Raw genomic sequence first — 19,118 nt, 5'->3', positions numbered from 1 at the left:
CTATATAATAGCCTCATTATATATCGTTTTATTAGTTCTTTATTAAGAACGGATTTGTATCTTAAAATTACCATCTCTACAGCATAGTGTCAACTACTTTCAAAAAATAATTTTTAGAAAATTCAGTAGTTTAGACCTACAATAATTTCTAAAAAACAAATTGACATCCCTCACTGTTTGTAGTAAATTTTATAAATAATCTAAATAATTTATTTTCTTATCAAGAGAGGTAGAGGGAATGGCCCTGTGACGCCTCAGCAACCTTCAATGAAGTAATTCATTGAAAAGGTGCTAAGTCCTGCAAATTACCATTAATAATTTGCGAGATAAGAAGAATGACATATGTGAGCGTCTGACAAAGGTCTTCTTCTTAAAGAAGACCTTTTTTGTATACTTAAAAAATTGGAGTGGTCATCATGTACAAAATTGAAACGAAACTTGCTCAAATTGGAAATCGCAGTGAAACCGTAACAGGAACCGTTAACCCGCCGGTTTATTTTTCAACCGCCTTCCGTCACGAAGGCATCGGCCAATCTACTGGATTTGATTATATTCGCACAGGAAATCCAACACGTCAGCTGCTTGAAAAAACCATTGCCGATTTAGAAGGCGGCGATCAAGGGTATGCCTGCAGCTCCGGAATGGGTGCTATTTTGACGATTCTTTCTTTATTCCAATCCGGTGATGAATGGATTGTGAGTGAAGACCTTTATGGCGGAACCTACCGCATATTGGAACAAGGCTATAAGAAATGGGGCTTAACCGCTCAATATGTCAATACCTGTTGTCCGAGTGAGATTGAAAGTAAGATTACCCCGAAAACAAAGGCTATCTTCCTTGAAACTCCGACAAATCCTCTTATGCAGCAGTCAGACATTGCCGCTGTTTCCGAAATTGCTAAGAAACACGGGATTTTGCTGATTGTTGATAATACTTTCTATACCCCTCTCCTGCAGCAGCCAATCCTGCTTGGAGCAGATATTGTGATTCATAGTGCGACCAAATACTTAGGCGGACATAACGATGTGCTTGCAGGTCTCATTGTTGCAAAGGGACAAGAATTATGTGAAGCCCTTGCCTTCCATCACAATGGTGCCGGGGCAGTATTGAGTCCTTTTGATTCTTGGCTGTTAATGCGCGGAATGAAAACTTTATCGCTCAGAATGAAGCAGCACGAGAAAAATGCGAAGCAGCTTGTTGAATATCTTTCAAACCATGAAGATGTTAAGGATGTCCTTTACCCTGGCAAAGGCGGAATGCTTTCCTTCCGTGTAAAAGAAGAATCATGGGTAAACCCATTCTTACAAGGTTTGTCACTGATTACATTTGCTGAAAGTCTTGGTGGTACAGAAAGCTTTATTACCTACCCTGCAACACAAACCCATGCTGATATTCCTGAGGAAGTTCGTTTTGCCGCAGGTGTTGATAACTGCTTGCTTCGTTTTTCCGTTGGAACGGAAGACGCGGAAGATTTGATTATTGATTTAGAAAAAGCCTTTGCCAATATTCATGAAGGAGTGATCATCAATGGAAAATAAAGATATTTGTTTTGAAACGTTGCTTTTGCATAATCGTCATAAATTGGACCCTGTTACAGGTGCGGTAAGTGTACCAATTCAGCATGCTTCTACTTTTCACCAATATGATATCGACCAATTTGGGAAGTATGACTACAGCCGAAGCTTGAACCCAACACGTGAAGCACTTGAAGATGTGATTGCTGAATTAGAAGGCGGAGTGAAAGGATTTGCTTTTTCCTCCGGTATGGCTGCGATTTCCACAGCCTTCCTTCTCCTTTCTGCCGGAGACCATATTGTCATCACAGAGGACGTATACGGCGGAACGTTTCGGATGGTCACACAGGTCCTTACACGTTACGGAATTGAACATACCTTCGTTAATATGACGAACCTGGATGAGGTAAAGGCTGCAATCCAGTCGAATACAAAAGCTTTTTATGCAGAAACCCCTTCGAATCCAACTTTAAAGGTAACTGATATTAAAGCGGTTAGTGAATTAGCAAAGGAAATCGGTGCGTTAACCTTTGTTGATAATACATTTTTAACCCCTGCATTACAAAAGCCATTGGAACTTGGGGCTGATGTGGTGCTGCATAGTGCAACAAAATTCTTGTCCGGACACAGTGATGTGGTTGCAGGTCTTGCTGTAGTAAAAGATGCGGATCTAGCTCAAAAACTTGGATTTTTACAAAATTCCTTTGGTGCAGTCCTTGGTGTGCAGGATGCATGGCTTGTTTTAAGAGGGCTTAAAACCCTGCATGTACGGCTTCAGCAATCACAAAAATCTGCTATTAAACTAGCGGAATATCTAAGTTCACATCCGCTCGTTAAATCAGTCTATTATCCTGGTCTCAAGGAACATCCTGAGCATGAACTTCAAGCAGCTCAAGCAGAAGGTCCTGGTGCTGTATTATCCTTTGAGCTGGAAGATGAAGCAGCACTTAGAACATTCGTATCAAGTGTTAAAATACCTGTCTTTGCGGTCAGCCTTGGTGCCGTTGAATCGATTTTATCTTATCCGGCAAAAATGTCCCATGCTGCAATGCCGCAGCCTGAAAGGGAAAAGCGCGGGATTTCGAACAGCCTGCTTCGCCTTTCTGCTGGGCTGGAAAATGTTGAAGACTTGATTAAAGATTTTTCACAGGCGTTTGCGCAAATTCGCCATGAACAATTAGTACTGCAGCAAGGAGAATAATCATGAGCTTTTTAGAAAAATTAAAAAATCAAATCTTGATTGCTGATGGGGCAATGGGAACGCTGCTTTATTCATATGGAACGGATTGCTGTTTTGAGGAACTGAATCTCTCCCACCCTGAGCAAATCCAACATATTCATAAGGCTTATATTGAAGCCGGCGCTGACGTCATCCAGACGAACACTTATGCTGCAAACTATTTAAAGCTAGGCCGATACGGACTCGAAGACTCGGTTAAGGAAATTAATAGTGCTGCTGTCCGGAACGCAAAATTGGCTGCAGGGCAGGATGCTTTTGTACTGGGTACGATTGGCGGCAACCGAGGAATTAAAACAAATTCCATTACAATTGAAGAATTAAAACGCAGCTTCCGTGAGCAGCTTTATTGTCTGCTTTTAGAAGGTGTAGACGGATTGCTCCTTGAAACCTTTTACGATTTGGAAGAATTGGAAACCGTTTTGACTATTGCAAGAAAAGAAACAAAACTTCCCATCATTTCTCAAATATCGCTTCAAGAGCCCGGTTTCCTGCAGGACCGGACACCTGTAAATGATGCGATAAAAAGATTAGAAGGGCTTGGCGCTGATGTGATTGGACTAAACTGCCGGCTTGGTCCGCATCATATGCTTCTCGCATTGGAGCAGATTGAACTTCCGGCACATGCTTTTCTCTCTGCATATCCAAATGCAAGCCTGCCAGCTTATACGGACGGAAAGTTTCATTATGAAGGAGATGCAGAGTATTTCCGAAAATCGGCTCAGTCCTTTCGGAAAGAAGGAGTAAGACTCCTTGGCGGCTGCTGCGGTACAACACCAGAACATATCAAAGCATTTGCTTCAGAATTAAAGAATGCTGTTCCAATTGTCGAAAAAGTTGTAAAATTAAAACCAGAGAAAATAAAAGTAGAGGATCGAACTCCCGAGAGAGAAAATCCTCCTCTTGAAAAGATAGTAAGAGAACGGCCATCCGTTATTGTGGAATTAGATCCACCAAGGAAACTGGATTCTACTAACAAGTTCTTTGAAGGTGCAAAGGCATTAAAGGAAGCGGGAATTGATGCGATTACACTTGCGGATAATTCCCTTGCCACCGTCCGAATTGCAAATGAAGCATTGGGCTATCGTGTGAAAACGGAATTAGGAATGCGGCCGCTGATTCACCTAGCATGCAGGGACCGCAATATTATTGGGCTGCAATCGCATCTAATGGGTCTTCACACTCTGGGAATGAACGATGTTTTGGCCATTACTGGCGATCCTGCGAGAGTGGGAGATTTTCCGGGTGCTTCTTCTGTATACGATGTGTCTTCATTTGAACTGATTCAAATGATCAAGCAGTTAAATAAAGGCCTTTCTTTTTCTGGAAAGGACCTTGGGCAAAAAACCGATTTTAGTATTGCTGCAGCTTTTAATCCGAATGTCCGAACTCTTGAAAAAGCGGTCAAACGGTTGGAGAAAAAGATTGAATATGGAGCAGATTACTTTATTACCCAGCCAGTTTTTTCAGAGGAAAAATTAATTGAAGTCTATGAAAATACGAAACATCTAAGCGCGCCTATCTATATCGGCTTAATGCCGCTTACAAGCAGTAAAAATGCTGAGTTCCTTCATAATGAGGTCCCTGGAATTAAAATTGCCGATTCAATTCGCGACAGAATGGCGAGTTTGAACGACCAACCACAGCAGGCGGTACGAGAAGGAATTGCGATTACAAAATCATTAATCGATACAGCGTTGGATTTATTCAATGGGATTTATTTAATTACTCCATTTTTACGTTATGAGATAACAGCTGAGCTGGCAGCATATACCAACCAGCGCGCGAACGAAATTAGGGGGAACATCTATGTCGAAAGCACCATTCACTGAACAGTTACAAAAGCGAATTCTTGTCATGGACGGCGCAATGGGAACGATGCTTCAACGTGCAGACCTAAGTGCAGATGATTTTGGCGGAGAAGAATATGAGGGCTGTAATGAAAACCTGAATTTAACTGCACCTGCGGTGATTGAAAATATTCACCTGGAATACCTTGTGGCCGGGGCAGACATTATCGAAACCAATACCTTCGGTGCAACCAGCATTGTTCTCGACGAATATGATTTGGGCTACAAAGCCTACGAATTGAATAAAGTTGCCGCCCAAATTGCCAAAAAGGCTGTAGATGCAGCATCGACTCCAGAGTGGCCGCGCTACGTTGCCGGTTCAATGGGACCAACCACGAAAACTTTGAGTGTGACGGGTGGAACTACCTTCGACGAGCTTGCTGCCTCCTATGAAGAGCAGGCAGTTGGCTTAATTGACGGAGGCGCCGACCTTTTGCTCTTAGAAACCAGTCAGGATATGCTGAACGTGAAAGCAGGCTTTATTGGGATTTCACGGGCATTTGAAAAAACAGGAAAAAAATTGCCGCTGATGCTTTCAGGGACCATTGAGCCGATGGGTACAACGCTTGCTGGTCAAACGATTGAATCCTTCTATATTTCCGTTGAACATATGAAACCAGTGGCCGTTGGTTTAAACTGTGCGACTGGTCCTGAATTTATGCAGGATCATATCCGTTCCCTTTCCAGTCTTGCAACCACTGCTATCAGCTGTTATCCAAATGCGGGACTACCAGATGAGGAAGGCCATTACCATGAAACACCCGAAACCTTGGCGAAAAAACTTGCAGACTTTGCTGCACATGGCTGGCTGAACATTGTCGGCGGCTGCTGCGGTACAACACCGGAGCATATTCAGGCGATTGCAGAAGCGATGAAACAATATCAGCCGCGTGAACTGCAGACCTCCTCCGTTCACATGGTATCTGGAATTGATCCATTTATTTATGACGACCCAACACTAAGACCGATCATGGTTGGGGAACGGACCAATGTAATTGGCTCCCGCAAGTTCAAACGGTTAATTACGGAAGGCAAGTTTGAAGAAGCATCGGAAGTTGCCCGCGCCCAAGTCAAAGGCGGCGCACATGTTATTGATATTTGTCTTGCTGACCCTGACCGTGATGAAATCGTCGACATGGAAAAATTCATTAAAGAAGTCGTTAAAAAAGTAAAAGTACCTCTTGTGATCGATTCAACTGATGAAAAAGTCATTGAAAGAGCGCTTAAATATTCACAAGGTAAAGCGATTATCAATTCGATTAACCTTGAGGATGGTGAGGAACGTTTTGAAGCAGTCTTACCATTGATTCACAAGTACGGTGCTGCTGCTGTAGTCGGAACCATTGACGAAAAAGGCATGGGGGTTACTGCAGAACGGAAGCTTGAAATTGCGAAACGATCCCACGATTTACTCGTTCATAAATATGGTTTAAAGCCGGAAGACATTATTTTTGATCCGCTTGTTTTCCCTGTTGGGACGGGCGATGAACAATATATTGGATCTGCAAAAGCAACAGTAAATGGAATTCGGTTAATCAAAGAAAACCTTCCGGGTGTTCAAACGATTCTAGGTATTAGTAATGTTTCCTTTGGACTGCCTCCTGTTGGAAGAGAAGTTTTAAACTCCGTATTCCTTTATCATTGCACGCAAGCAGGATTAGATTATGCAATTGTGAATACGGAGAAGCTTGAGCGCTTTGCTTCCATTCCGAAAGAAGAGGTCGAAGCAGCTGAAAAGCTATTATTTGAAACGACAGATGAAACCTTAGCCACTTTTACTGAAATGTACCGTGGTAAAAAGAAAGAAGCTAAATCCACCCTTCCTGACATGACCTTAGAAGAAAGACTCGCCTATTATGTGGTCGAAGGAACAAAAGAAGGTTTGCTGCCGGACTTGGATTTAGCGCTTGCAAAATACCCTGCTCCTCTTGATATTATTAACGGTCCATTAATGGCAGGCATGAGCGAAGTCGGTCGTCTTTTCAATGATAACCAATTAATTGTCGCTGAAGTATTGCAAAGTGCTGAAGTAATGAAGGCTGCCGTTTCACATTTAGAACCGCATATGGAAAAAGGCGATACTTCTGCCACTAAGGGAAAAATCATTTTGGCAACGGTCAAAGGCGATGTTCATGATATTGGCAAAAACCTAGTGGACATTATTCTGAGCAATAATGGCTACAATGTAGTCGACTTGGGAATCAAAGTTACCCCTGCAGACTTGATTCAAGCCATTCGGAAAGAGCAGCCTGACATCGTCGGTTTATCCGGATTACTGGTTAAATCAGCCCAGCAAATGGTCTTAACCGCCCAGGATTTGAAAGAATCAGGCATTTCCTTGCCGATTTTGGTTGGCGGTGCAGCCCTTTCTAGGAAATTTACCGATACAAAAATCTCAAAGGAATACGATGGACTTGTTTTATATGCGAAAGATGCGATGACAGGGCTTGCGCTTGCTAATCAAGTGCAAACTCCTGAAGAACGCGAAAAGCTATTGGAAGAAAGACAGGAAAAGCTTGCTGCAGCGGAAATCGTTCATGATTTCAGCCATCTTCGTACAGGGAGTGCTGTTGCAGTGAAAGTAAAACCTGCCGTTTCTACAAATGTTCCGGTATTTGTTCCAAAGGATACGAAACGCCATCTTTTACGTTCCTATTCGCTTTCACATATTGAACCGTATATCAATATGCAAATGTTGATTGGACACCATCTTGGGCTAAAAGGCAAGCTTTCTAAATTACTTGCCGAAAAAGACGAAAAAGCATTGAAGATCAAAGCTGTTGTTGATCAATTACTTCACGATGCTAGTTCTGAAGGCTGGATTACTCCAGCAGCTGTATATCAATTCTTCCCTGCACAGTCAGAGGGAAATAAAATTTATATTTATGATCCGGAAAATCAAGATCAAATTATTGAGACATTTGATTTCCCTCGACAAGAATCAGAGCCTCATCTATGTTTAGCTGATTTTATTAAATCAGTGGATAGCGGCGAGAAGGATTATGTAGGATTCTTTACGGTTACTGCCGGCAGAGGCATTCGTGAAAAAGCCGACCAATTCAAGGCAGAAGGACGCTTTTTAGAAAGTCATGCACTTCAGTCACTGGCTTTAGAGTCTGCGGAAGGTTTTGCTGAGCTCATTCACCGCCAGATGCGTGACCGCTGGGGCTTCCCTGATCCACTTGATTTTACAATGCAGGACCGGTTTGCAGCTAAGTACCAAGGGCAGCGTTTCTCGTTTGGATACCCTGCATGTCCTGATTTAGAGGATCAAAAGAAATTGTTTAAATTGATTCAGCCGGAGGAAATTGGTATTGAACTAACTGACGGATGCATGATGGAACCGGAAGCTTCCGTCTCCGCTATTGTATTTGCCCATCCGGAAGCAAGGTATTTTAATGTGTTGAAATAGAATTTTTTTGAAATCCCGCGGTGTTTGGATCCGTGGGATTTTTGTTTACGCCTGTATGGAAAGACAATTTCCTTCAAATAATCGTAAAACTGTCCTTCTACCTGCTCTGGAGAGACAAAATCCTTCTTAAAACCGTAAAACTGTCCTTCCACCTGCTCTGGAGAGACAAAATCCTTCTTAAAACCGTAAAACTGTCCTTCCACCTACTCCGGAGAGACAAAATCCTTTTTAAAACCGTAAAACTGTCCTTCCACCTGCTCTGGAGAGACAATTTCCTTCTTAAAACCGTAAAACTGTCCTTCCACCCGGTCTAGAGGGACAATTTCCTTCTTAAAACCGTAAAACTGTCCTTCCACCTACTCCGGAGAGACAAAATCCTTTTTAAAACCGTAAAACTGTCCTTCCACCTGCTCTGGAGAGACAAAATCCTTCTTAAAACCGTAAAACTGTCCTTCAGCGTAATCTGGTGATGGCAAAATCCCCGAAAAGCAAAAAATCCTGTTCCTTGCATTAGAGGATGTGAACATTCCTTGACAATTCCTTTAAAAGAGCATATAGTTACCTAGGTAACTAATAGATAATAACGGAGTGAAACTAATAGATAATAACGGAGTGAAACTAATTTGCTTAGTCACGATTTAATTCATACGCTTCACCAGCTGTCAAGGCATCTCACCAATAAATTGAATGAAGTCCTGAAACCAATGGGGTTATACGGTTCACAGTGGGCCGTTATTTTTGTTTTAAAAACGAAGGGCTCTTTAACACAAAAAGAACTCTGCGATTATCTATTTGTCGAAGCCCCGCCGATGACCCGTACCATTCAAAGACTTGTTAAACAAGGATATGTAAGACAGGTTCCTGGCGAAGACAAGCGGGAAAAACACATTCAATTAACCGATGCCGCATTAAATGAATTTCCAAACTGGGAACGTGCAGTGACCGATCTAAATAAAACGTTACTAAAGCATCTTCCGGAAGCATCGCAGGAAGAGCTTTGTGAAATCCAAATGAACTGGTTACATAAACTTTTAAAGGAGTGATTGGCCACATGACCAAATCGAAATTATGGACGAAGGATTTTATTAGTGTTTCCTTAAGTAACTTTTTTCTCTTTTTAACCTTTTATATTTTGCTAGTAACTCTTCCAATCTATGCCTTAAAGGAATTTCATAGCAGCGCCTCACAGGCAGGCTTAATGACAACAATCTTTTTACTTTCTGCCATCATTTCACGTCCTCTTGCAGGACAATGGCTCGAGCGTGTCGGAAATAAAAAGGTGCTGTTAACGGCCTTGATCATTTTTGCCGGCGCATCTCTCTTTTACTTTTTTCCAAAATCAGTTACTGGCTTTCTCGTAATTCGGTTGTTGCACGGGGTTGGTTTTGGAATGGCAACAACAGCTGCGGGAACGATTGTGGCGGATCTTATCCCTGCTTCTCGCAGGGGCGAAGGAATGGGCTACTTTGTCATGTCGACAAATATGGCGATGGTATTAGGGCCGTTTGTTGGATTGCTTGCGATTCAGCAATGGGGAGCTAAATGGTTGTTTACCGTAACGCTAGTGGTTGCGATTGGCGCCCTTATTACTGGACTTAATATTAAACTTCCCAAAAAAGAGCAGCACGTTCAACAAACAGTACAACCTTCTTTTTCTTTTCGGAATTTGTTCGAAGCATCGGCTGTACCCATTGCCATTGTAGGAGGCTTCTTGGCCATTGTCTATTCAGCGCTTCTTTCATTTGTATCCGTCTATGCGAATGAAATTCACTTGGAGAATGTAGCAAGTCTATTCTTTGTGGTCTACGCTATTGTTTTATTACTGTCCAGACCCTTTACAGGAAAATGGTTAGATCAATATGGAGCAAACGTTATTTTCTATCCATGTATTATTCTTTTTGCGGTTGGAATGATGGTCTTAAGTAAAACTGGCGGAGCATTTACCTTCCTCCTTTCAGCCGCTTTAATCGGGATAGGATGGGGAACATTATTTCCAACCTTCCAAACGATTGCGATTCAACATGCCGCACCGAAAAAACGAGGATTGGCCACAGCAACTTTTCTATCAATCTATGATACCGGCATCGCACTTGGGTCATTTTTAGTCGGATTAGTGGCTGTCAAAATGTCTTATAGCTCGTTATATTTCCTATCTGCCTTCTATGTTTTAATTGGGGCTGTACTTTATTATTTCTTTCATCATGCAAAGAAACGGGAGACTTCACCAAAATTAAAAAGCCAGGAGCAATAATGATGAAAAATCACCTCTTTATAAGAGTTAAAATATTATATAATGGTAATAATCTTATTTAAGAGGTGATTTGAATGGCTAAATCAAAAGCTAAAAAGCTGCGGGAAAAACTAGAACGCGAAGGGAAAATAAATCCCGAGCTAAAACGAAGTCCGTTTGTATTTGCGGATTTACGAACACGAACAACAAAAACGAAAAAAGATTGCCTATACAAAAACAAGTACAAGAACCATTTTTCCAACGAAGGAAAAAATGGTTCTTTTTATTTTGCATGTAGGTGGATATACTTCTAAAGAAAGTTTTGAATTATGAGGCAGTTTCATTTACAATATTTTGGATTTAAGTTAAGCTTAAATAAGAATTATTATAATCTAAATTGGAGGTATGAAGATGTTTGATGTAGTGATTATTGGTGCTGGCGCAGCTGGTGCAAGTGCTGCCCTATTTACCGCAAAAGCTGGAAAGAAAACTTTGATTGTTGATAATGACAAAAGCATGACAAAACGTGCCTGGATTGAAAATCATTATGGCGTAGCTGAAATCTCAGGTCCAGATTTAATCGAAATCGGTAAAAAACAAGCAGGTAAATTTGGCGCTGAATTAGTTCAAGCTACAGTAAGCAATATCGTTAAAACAGATAATGGCTTAAAAGTGGAAACTGATGGAAATAGCTTTGAAGCGAAGCATGTTATTGTTGCTACTGGTGCGTTAGTTAATCTTGCTGAAACAGTCGGCCTAAAAACTAAACCAGGGACAGAGCCAAGAATTAAAACTGTTTTGGATGTAACCCCAGAAGGAAAAACAAATCTGGATGGAATTTGGGCAGCTGGAACGGTAGCAGGTGTAAGTGTACATACCATCATTACTGCCGGTGACGGAGCTAAGGTTGCAATCAATGTAATTAGCGAACTAAACGGCGAACGCTATGTTGACCATGACGTTTTAAAATCATAATTTGAGGGAGCAACGTAAAATGGTTGGAAAGAAAATTGACCATGTCGGGATTATGGTGAAAGACATCGATCGGGCGATTAAGTTTTATCAAGAAATCGTTGGAATGCAGTTGAAGGACAAATTTATTCATTCAGATGAGTCGATGACTCTAGCCTTCCTCGGCTTCAATGATTCCGATGAAACGGAACTGGAACTCATTCAAGGCTACAATGACAATCTTCCTCAAGAAGGCAAAGTGCATCATTTTGCTGTGCTGGTGGACAATATTGAAGCAGAATTTGAGCGAATTAAGGGACTAGATGTAGAATTAATTGATGAGGAAATCACGACACTTCCGAATGGATACCGTTATTTCTTTTTTCACGGGCCTGAGGGAGAATGGGTTGAATTTTTTCAAAGGTAAAAGAAAAGCGGAAGCGCCTTGTTCAGCCCCAACAGCTGCTTGCGGGCCGGACGGTGAAGTCGGTTTTTGACTTCATCGGCTGGACCGAAGCGACCTAGGAAAAAAGCAGTTCATTTTTTCCCTCGAGGTGCTAGGCGCTGGAGCTGGACAATTCTCAAAGTCTAGATATTTCTTATAATGAATAGGAGCTCAAGCATTGGGCTCCTCTTTTTTAGCTTCCGACCGGCTCGCCGCCTGAATTTCTTTTTCATGGATGACAATTGTTTTTTCTAAAAAATCACTGATTAGCGCCAGCTGCTCTTCATTATAATTGGAACAAAGCTCCGTCATTGATTGATTTAAAGGTAAAAAATGCTCTTTAATTGAGCACTGATTTTCTTTAATCGGAACAATAATAACACGCCGCCGATCGTTTGGATCCTTCTCTCTCCTAGCGTAACCCGCCTGTTCAAGCCGATCAATAAGAGCTGTGACAGACCCTGTGCTAAGACCAGTGACTTTGCTTAATTCCCCTGCTGTTAGCGGTCCCGCCTCATTTAGTATGTCAGCTGTTTTAAAATCAGTATGAACCAAGCCAATTGAATGGGCTGCAGTTTGTTGAAAAAGAACCATCCTCGTGCTTAGTTTCCGTAAATTTTTAATCAGATTTTTTGCGATATCAGGATGATCAAAGAAATCCATTGACATGTTTCATCCTTCCTTTTAAAATTGCTTTATCTTGATTATCAAGATAATAGATTTCCTGCATTTATTTCATCTTATCAAACATTTTTACTCTATGAAAGGAGATCTAATTTGCCAATAAAAGAAAAAGGAGACATTTCATGATTAAAAAAGATCATAATCTCAAATTTGTTGTGGCCGGACTATTATTAGCTATTTTAATGGCTGCCATGGATAATACGATTGTCGCAACTGCAATGGCCACAATCGTTTCTGATTTGGGAGGTTTCGACAAATTTATTTGGGTCACCTCCGCTTATATGGTAGCCGTAATGGCGGGAATGCCTATTTTCGGCAAACTGTCCGATATGTATGGGCGTAAACGCTTCTTTATTTTTGGGTTAATCGTTTTTCTATTTGGGTCCGCCCTTTGCGGAATTGCCCAAAGTATTGTTCAGTTGAGTATTTACCGTGCCATCCAGGGGATTGGCGGCGGTGCTTTGATGCCTATTGCTTTTACCATCGTCTTTGATATTTTCCCCCCTGAAAATCGCGGAAAAATGACGGGTTTACTCGGTGCAGTATTTGGTGCTTCAAGTGTGTTAGGACCATTATTGGGAGCCTACATTACCGACTATATAAGCTGGCATTGGGTATTCTACGTTAATGTACCAATTGGAATCGTTTCGATTTTCTTAATTGTCCGTTTCTATCATGAATCCCTTCAGCACTCCAAGCAAAAAATTGACTGGGCCGGTGCCATCACACTTGTTATTTCGGTTGTTAGTTTAATGTTTGCTCTTGAACTTGGCGGTAAAGAATATGATTGGAATTCTGTGCAAATCATTAGCTTATTTGTAAGCTTCCTCATCTTTTTCGTTGTCTTTTTCATTGCGGAGTTTAAAGCAGCAGAACCGATTTTACCGCTTTGGTTGTTTAAAAGAAGATTATTTGCCACTTCACAAATTCTGGCATTTTTATATGGTGGAACGTTTATCATTTTAACTGTGTTTATCCCCATTTTTGTTCAGGCCGTATATGGCGGTTCCGCTAAGAACGCTGGTTTAATTTTAACCCCGATGATGTTAGGCTCTGTTGCGGGAAGTTCTGTTGGGGGGATTTTCTTAGCCAAAACTTCATATCGTAATTTAATGATTATCTCAATCATATCCTATCTAGCAGGGATGCTTCTGCTTGGAAATATGACAACGGATACGGCTCGCTGGATGCTTACGCTGTATATGATTCTCGTCGGCTTTGGTGTGGGCTTTTCCTTTTCACTTTTACCGACTGCCTCCATTCACAATTTGGAACCGCAATTCCGCGGTACGGCGAATTCCACCAACTCATTCCTGCGTTCATTTGGAATGACATTAGGGGTAACGGTTTTCGGTTCGATTCAAACGAATGTATTTACCAATAATCTGAAGGAAGCATTTAAGGGGATGCAGGGAGCAGGTGGTCATGGAGGTTCTTCCTTTATGTCCAATATGGACCCGCGTCAAATCTTTGAAGCAAGTACACGCTCAAAAATTCCTAGTTTTATTTTGGATAAAATTATTCATGCTATGTCCGATTCGATTACTCATATGTTTTTGCTAACCTTGATTCCGATTGCAATTGCGGCTGTAACCATCTTTTTTATGGGGAAGGCACGCGTTGTTGTGGCGAAAAAAGGGTAGGTTTTAAAAATGGCATTCAGCCCCTCGACTGGATGCCATTTTGTTTACTCTCCAAACTTGCCATCCGTGTAATCCCTATAGGCTTGGCGGATTTCTTCTTCCGTATTCATCACGAAAGGACCGCGGGCGACGATTGGTTCGTTTAAAGGTTTTCCGGCATAAAGCAAAACACGCATCTTTTCTTTTGCTTGAATGGTTACTTCACTCTCTTGTCCTTCCTCAGCTTGGCCCAATTGAAGCGCTTGACCTTTTTCGGCTTCTACTTTATTTTTTCCGAAAAGGCCGTTTCCTTCCAGTACATACATGAAACCGTTATAATCTCCAGGTAAGTCCTGCGAGATGGTTGCCCCGGGTTCTAAATTGATTTCAACAAATGTCACGGGGACATAGTTTTTCGTGGCAGATTTTATGCCGCCTGATGAGCCGGAAAAGATGCGGATTAAGGCACCGGCTTTTTCACGGACTGGCATGTCCTGGCTTCTAAGGTTTTGATAACGCGGCTCGGTCATTTTGTGTTCACGTGGAAGATTCACCCATAGCTGCAAGGAATGAACGGTGTCACCTTCTACCGGATCTTCAATATGAATGACACCTCTTCCGGCGGTCATCCATTGAACATCCCCTGGTCCCAATTCTCCTTTCCCCGCCTTGTTATCTTCATGATCAAGTTTGCCTTCGATGACATAGGTTACGGTCTCTATTCCGCGGTGGGGATGAAAATCAAAGGTGCCTTTTTTGAAAAAATCCTCTGCCAGGAAAAGAAATGGATCAAACTCTTGCATTTTTACCGGATCGAGTACCATTCCCGCGGTATGAATTGGACTGTGTTGATGATGTTGAACGGTCCAGGTTTGTATTATTTCTCTTTGGATCATTTTATTGCCTCCGTTCGTGGGTGATGAGTTATTTTGAATTCAAGATAATCATAACCTTGTAGGGTTTGTTTTTCAAATTTTATGGTGGTTGATTCTTTTGGGATTTTGGATTCGCGGGTAAATATTTGTTCAAAAAGTTTTTACATTTCATTTAGTTTTCTGAATGGATATTATGCTAACTTTAAGAAGAAATAATAAAAGGAGTGATCATTTTGATCGTAAAAGTCAGGACAATCCCGTTAAAAATCCTCATTTTAGACGCAATTTTGCGCCGCCTTCCTTGCAGCCATGCAAAATATCAACAAATTTTAGATGAGCTAAGCAGGAGGCAGGCTGGATATGAGGGCGAGAAATCACTGGATTATTATTACCGCGAACTCCCCAACGAAAAATACCTGATATTCCACGACTTAAACCTTCCAGATGGCAACTACAACTGCCAAATTGATACTCTACTCTTAACACCTGAATTCATTCTCATTATCGATGTAAAAAATATGGCAGGAAAATTAGTATTTGATACGGAGAACGAACAATTTTTCCAAATAAAAAATGAGGAAGAAAAAGGATTTTCTTATCCAATTGCTCAAGCTGAAAGGCATCAAGAATATATAAATAAACTATTGATTAAAAATCACTTTCCTCCCGTTCCTGTCGTTTATTTAGTTGTGATAAGCAATCATTACTCTTCATATGTGATTACCGGGAAAAATGCTTATAAAGTCAAACCGAAAGTATGTAAGGGTGATGTGATGCTAAAAAGAATTCGGGAACTAGAGAGGATTCACTCTACCCCACTTTTAACAGCAAAAGACCTCCGCAAGCTTTCTCGCCTTCTTTTAAAAATGAATACTCCCCCGACAGGTTATCTTCTTCAAAAGTTTGGTATTCAGAGATCAGATTTATTGACTGGTGTTCACTGCCCCTACTGTAAATATCTCCCCCTTATTCGTAAAAAACAGAAATGGTTCTGTCCGAAATGTCAGCTTTATTCTATGGATGCTCATATTGATGCGCTTAGAGACTATTTTTTGTTGTTTGTTACGAAAATTACGAATCGGGGGTTTAGGGAGTTTGCACGTATAGGCTCGATTGATTTAGCTGGAAGGATTCTGCGTTCTTCGAATCTTCATTTTTCTGGAACAAAAAGGAATCGAGTTTATTATCCTAGTAATTTAAAATGGTAAATTTGGTTTGAATTTTTGGATTCACAAATAAATGGGGTCGATTCACAAATAAAAGGGCTTAATCCGCAAATAAAATTATGTAATTCGCAAATAACGGTGATCGATTCGCAAATAAAAATTTAAATGGTACTCTCCAGAACTATTTTTATTAAATTAAAACTTATATTTGACCATTTTTTGAAGAAAGGACGCCAAATTTGGCGTCCTTTTCCTTCATAAATGACAAATTTCAAAAAAGCCCCCAACAAATTAGACAGAATTACACCTCAACATCCTTCCCCTCATCCACAATATGGAACAAAAGGTGCGCCAAATGATGTATTGGACCGTATTCTTCTTCCTCTTCCTCGGTTTCTTCGTTAAATTCAAGATCATTTAAATAAAGAGCCATGAATTCGTAAAAATCTTCCAGTCGGAAAGAGTAACAGCCAACCGGTTCTTCCCTGTCCTCTTCATATTGAAGCATTAAATAAGAGACAACGCCGTCGACATCTTCGGCATCGAAAAAGACAAAAAAGCCGATGTTTGTATCTAAGTCAAATAAATGTCTTGTTCCACCTTCTGTTGCTTTTTCAAAATCCTCTTGGCTTAATTTTTGTATTTGCATGCTATCTACATTGTCCTCTTGATGAAAACTAACAATAAATGATTGCATAATACCCTCCCTAAAATGTAATCAAACATATAGGTAGCTTGCCCATTTTTCCCAATAAATTCCCCTATGGAACAAATAAATTTGCTTGTTCTTGTTCCTCTAAAAATTCTCCTGTTCCACCGGTTGCTTCTAATGCTGCACCAATTGATTGAAGCCAATCACCTGCAATTGCTAATTTTTGGGCATCTAATTTAAGTGTATTATCAATTTCAGTTATTTGCCCTGTTACACCAATGGCTTCAAAAAGGGTACCAATGGCTTGAATGCCAGCGCCTGAAAGGACTTCTTTTTCAGGAATCGAATCTGGATTTTCGCTAATCCCCCTTAACTTGGCAATCCCTAAGAATTCAATTGTTGCCCCAATCACCTGTATCCAAATACCAATAGCTATTTGTTTTTCAAGACTCAGTCTTTTTTGTTCTAATTCTGGATTTTCGTTTTTATTATTCATAATGACACACCTCAAAAGAAGTTCGCTTTCTTTACTTTATTCCAAATTCTAATGAACGGTGTCCAATAAAAAAAAGCTAGTGAAAACGCCTAAACGTTTTTACTAGCTTATTAGATCGTTAATTATTTAGCGAAACCCAAACGCTCTTAACTTCTGTATAGTTGTTCAATGCGTATGATCCCATTTCACGGCCAATTCCTGATTGTTTAAAACCTCCAAATGGCGATGCCGCATCAAAGGCATTGTAACAGTTTACCCAAACGGTACCTGCGCGCAGTCGGTTTGCGATATAGTGTGCTTTGGAAACATCCTTTGTCCAAACACCTGCTGCTAAGCCATATTCGCTGTTATTAGCGCGGTTAATCAATTCATCCAGGTCCTCATATGGAAGAGCTGAAATAACCGGTCCAAAGATTTCTTCTTTGGCAATCGTCATTTCATCACGGACATCTGCGAAAATCGTCGGAGAAACGAAATATCCCTGTTCATATGGCTTATCTCCGCCGACTAACAATTCTGCCCCCTCTTTCACGCCTTTTTCAATATAGCCAAGAACACGTTTCTGCTGCTCATCCGATACTAGCGGACCAATTTGAGTATCAGCATGTAAACCAGCACCTTGCTTAATTTTTTGAGCATGGCTGACCATATCGGCAACAACATTATCAAATTGTTTCTTTTGAATAAATACACGGGAACCTGCACAGCAAACCTGGCCTTGGTTGAACATAACTCCATTTAGAGCTCCAGGAATTGCTTTTGTTAAGTCCGCATCCGGTAAAATAATGTTTGGTGATTTTCCGCCGAGTTCAAGTGTTACGCGCTTAAGAGTTTTAGAAGCGCGCTCCATGATGGACTTGCCGACTTCAGTTGAGCCTGTGAAAGCAATTTTATCCACAAGCGGGTGATCAACAAGCGGCCGGCCTGCTGTTTCACCAAAACCAGGAACAATATTAATTACCCCTGCAGGGAATCCTGCTTCCTGAACTAATTCAGCTAAATATAATACAGATAGCGGAGTTTGCTCAGCTGGCTTCAATATGACTGTACAACCAGTCGCAAGCGCTGCACCAAGCTTCCACATCGCCATTAACAGCGGGAAGTTCCAAGGGATAATTTGTCCGACCACTCCGACTGCTTCATGACGGGTATAGTTTAAAAATGGTCCGTTAACTGGGATGGTTTGCCCAACAATTTTCGTTGACCAGCCGGCATAATAGCGCATATGTTCAACTGCAAGCGGAATATCCGCATTTGATGTCTCACGAATTGGTTTTCCGTTATCAAGCGTTTCTAGTTGGGCAAGCTCTTCACTATTTTGCTCCATTAAATCAGCTAATTTATACATTAGGCGGCTGCGCTCGGCTGCACTCATTTTAGACCATGGTCCTTCATCGAAAGCTTTGCGTGCTGCCTTTACGGCGCGATCAATGTCTTCCGGGCCGGCTTCGTAAACCGCTGCAAGTACTTCACCTGTGGCAGGATTATACGTATCGAATGTTTTTTGAGAGAGACTTTCAACAAATTGACCATCAATATACAGTTTCTTTTTCCCTAATAGAAATTTTTCCACTTTTTCTTTTAGATTGACTGTTACTTGACTCAAATGTAATTCCTCCCTATATGTAAAAGATTCTAAGATTTCAAACAGTATGTATCCGTTTTCAACCTCGAGATTAATAGTATCATTGTTAAAATCTAGTAATCAACCAAAAACACTCGGAAAATTCAAAATATTATCGACAAAATTCGGGCTGCCACAGGCACCACCCGAATTTTGTCGAATTAATCTTCTTTTGAATCCTCTTGATAATGTTCATTCAATAGGGGATTTTCTGTTGTTGCGAAGTTTACGGATAGCAGGCTCATTTCTGGGTCTAATCCGTATAGGCCTTTTTCCAGTTGGCCTACTTCATCTCCGCTTTGAAATTGGGGTTCCTTTTCTTTCATTTTTTCTGCCTCCTCTTGTATTTTTATTTTTTCT

At 41.0% G+C, this 19,118-nt stretch carries 18 protein-coding genes and 1 riboswitch; of the genes, 11 read left to right on the top strand and 7 right to left on the bottom strand.

Features of this window, described 5'->3' with window-relative positions; all coding sequences use genetic code 11:
• Nucleotides 1-214: 214 nt before the first annotated feature.
• Nucleotides 215-333, top strand: a riboswitch (SAM riboswitch).
• An 83-nt stretch (nt 334-416) separates the two neighbouring features.
• The 4 genes from BIV60_RS23725 to metH are packed head-to-tail and all read left to right on the top strand — an operon-like array spanning nt 417 to nt 8,013.
• On the top strand, nt 417-1,538 hold the full coding sequence (locus BIV60_RS23725; RefSeq protein ID WP_071358181.1) for a methionine biosynthesis PLP-dependent protein: 1,122 nt from the start codon (nt 417-419) through the stop codon (nt 1,536-1,538).
• Nucleotides 1,528-2,715 carry a cystathionine beta-lyase gene (gene metC / locus BIV60_RS23720; protein WP_071358180.1) on the top strand — a complete coding sequence of 396 codons (1,188 nt, stop codon included), beginning with the start codon at nt 1,528-1,530 and terminating at the stop codon, nt 2,713-2,715. The genes BIV60_RS23725 and metC overlap by 11 nt, the downstream gene beginning before the upstream one ends.
• A gap of 2 nt (nt 2,716-2,717) precedes the next feature.
• A complete protein-coding gene (locus tag BIV60_RS23715) occupies nt 2,718-4,583 on the top strand; it encodes a bifunctional homocysteine S-methyltransferase/methylenetetrahydrofolate reductase (RefSeq protein ID WP_071358179.1) in 1,866 nt (621 codons plus the stop codon).
• Nucleotides 4,561-8,013 (top strand): methionine synthase, encoded by a 3,453-nt coding sequence (gene metH / locus BIV60_RS23710; RefSeq protein WP_071358178.1) that lies wholly within the window; start codon nt 4,561-4,563, stop codon nt 8,011-8,013. The genes BIV60_RS23715 and metH overlap by 23 nt, the downstream gene beginning before the upstream one ends.
• A 203-nt stretch (nt 8,014-8,216) precedes the next feature.
• Here metH and BIV60_RS29885 read toward each other — a convergent pair whose 3' ends face one another.
• Nucleotides 8,217-8,369, bottom strand: a complete 153-nt coding sequence (locus BIV60_RS29885; RefSeq protein WP_177177385.1) for a hypothetical protein — start codon at nt 8,367-8,369, stop codon at nt 8,217-8,219.
• A gap of 267 nt (nt 8,370-8,636) precedes the next feature.
• On the opposite strand from BIV60_RS29885, the gene BIV60_RS23705 reads away from it, so the two are divergent.
• The 5 genes from BIV60_RS23705 (at nt 8,637) to BIV60_RS23685 (ending at nt 11,621) form a co-directional block, all read left to right on the top strand.
• Nucleotides 8,637-9,056, top strand: coding sequence for a MarR family winged helix-turn-helix transcriptional regulator (locus tag BIV60_RS23705; RefSeq protein WP_071358177.1), 420 nt, complete (start codon nt 8,637-8,639; stop codon nt 9,054-9,056).
• A gap of 8 nt (nt 9,057-9,064) precedes the next feature.
• The gene (locus BIV60_RS23700) at nt 9,065-10,264 is read left to right on the top strand and encodes an MFS transporter (protein WP_071358176.1); all 1,200 of its coding nucleotides are present in this window, start codon (nt 9,065-9,067) and stop codon (nt 10,262-10,264) included.
• Between the two features lie 74 nt (nt 10,265-10,338).
• Complete coding sequence (locus BIV60_RS23695; protein WP_071358175.1) at nt 10,339-10,557, top strand: hypothetical protein; 219 nt, start codon at nt 10,339-10,341, stop codon at nt 10,555-10,557.
• A gap of 97 nt (nt 10,558-10,654) precedes the next feature.
• Entirely contained in the window at nt 10,655-11,218 is a 564-nt protein-coding gene (locus BIV60_RS23690) for an FAD-dependent oxidoreductase (protein ID WP_071358174.1), read from the top strand.
• Nucleotides 11,219-11,237: 19 nt separating this feature from the next.
• Entirely contained in the window at nt 11,238-11,621 is a 384-nt protein-coding gene (locus BIV60_RS23685) for a VOC family protein (protein WP_071358173.1), read from the top strand.
• Nucleotides 11,622-11,810: 189 nt separating this feature from the next.
• Here BIV60_RS23685 and BIV60_RS23680 read toward each other — a convergent pair whose 3' ends face one another.
• Nucleotides 11,811-12,302, bottom strand: coding sequence for a MarR family winged helix-turn-helix transcriptional regulator (locus BIV60_RS23680; protein WP_371261585.1), 492 nt, complete (start codon nt 12,300-12,302; stop codon nt 11,811-11,813).
• 143 nt (nt 12,303-12,445) lie between these two features.
• Here BIV60_RS23680 and BIV60_RS23675 point away from each other — a divergent pair, with 143 nt between their 5' ends.
• Complete coding sequence (locus BIV60_RS23675) at nt 12,446-13,966, top strand: MDR family MFS transporter (protein ID WP_071358171.1); 1,521 nt, start codon at nt 12,446-12,448, stop codon at nt 13,964-13,966.
• A gap of 44 nt (nt 13,967-14,010) precedes the next feature.
• On the opposite strand, the gene BIV60_RS23670 is transcribed toward BIV60_RS23675, so the two are convergent.
• Complete coding sequence (locus tag BIV60_RS23670; protein ID WP_071358170.1) at nt 14,011-14,841, bottom strand: pirin family protein; 831 nt, start codon at nt 14,839-14,841, stop codon at nt 14,011-14,013.
• Between the two features lie 212 nt (nt 14,842-15,053).
• Here BIV60_RS23670 and BIV60_RS23665 point away from each other — a divergent pair, with 212 nt between their 5' ends.
• Complete coding sequence (locus BIV60_RS23665; protein ID WP_071358169.1) at nt 15,054-16,028, top strand: NERD domain-containing protein; 975 nt, start codon at nt 15,054-15,056, stop codon at nt 16,026-16,028.
• Between the two features lie 259 nt (nt 16,029-16,287).
• On the opposite strand, the gene BIV60_RS23660 is transcribed toward BIV60_RS23665, so the two are convergent.
• The 4 genes from BIV60_RS23660 to BIV60_RS29880 form a co-directional block, all read right to left on the bottom strand.
• Nucleotides 16,288-16,683, bottom strand: coding sequence for a cytosolic protein (locus BIV60_RS23660; RefSeq protein WP_071358168.1), 396 nt, complete (start codon nt 16,681-16,683; stop codon nt 16,288-16,290).
• A 64-nt stretch (nt 16,684-16,747) separates the two neighbouring features.
• Nucleotides 16,748-17,134 (bottom strand): hypothetical protein, encoded by a 387-nt coding sequence (locus BIV60_RS23655; RefSeq protein WP_071358167.1) that lies wholly within the window; start codon nt 17,132-17,134, stop codon nt 16,748-16,750.
• 118 nt (nt 17,135-17,252) lie between these two features.
• Nucleotides 17,253-18,740 carry an aldehyde dehydrogenase family protein gene (locus BIV60_RS23650; RefSeq protein ID WP_071358166.1) on the bottom strand — a complete coding sequence of 496 codons (1,488 nt, stop codon included), beginning with the start codon at nt 18,738-18,740 and terminating at the stop codon, nt 17,253-17,255.
• A 179-nt stretch (nt 18,741-18,919) separates the two neighbouring features.
• Entirely contained in the window at nt 18,920-19,084 is a 165-nt protein-coding gene (locus BIV60_RS29880) for a hypothetical protein (protein ID WP_177177384.1), read from the bottom strand.
• Nucleotides 19,085-19,118: the final 34 nt, after the last annotated feature.

This window comes from Bacillus sp. MUM 116 (assembly GCF_001866655.1).
Classification (GTDB): Bacteria; Bacillota; Bacilli; order Bacillales; family Cytobacillaceae; genus Neobacillus.
Note: the sequence above shows the minus strand (reverse complement) of the source record. Positions and strands in the feature narration are given on the sequence as shown.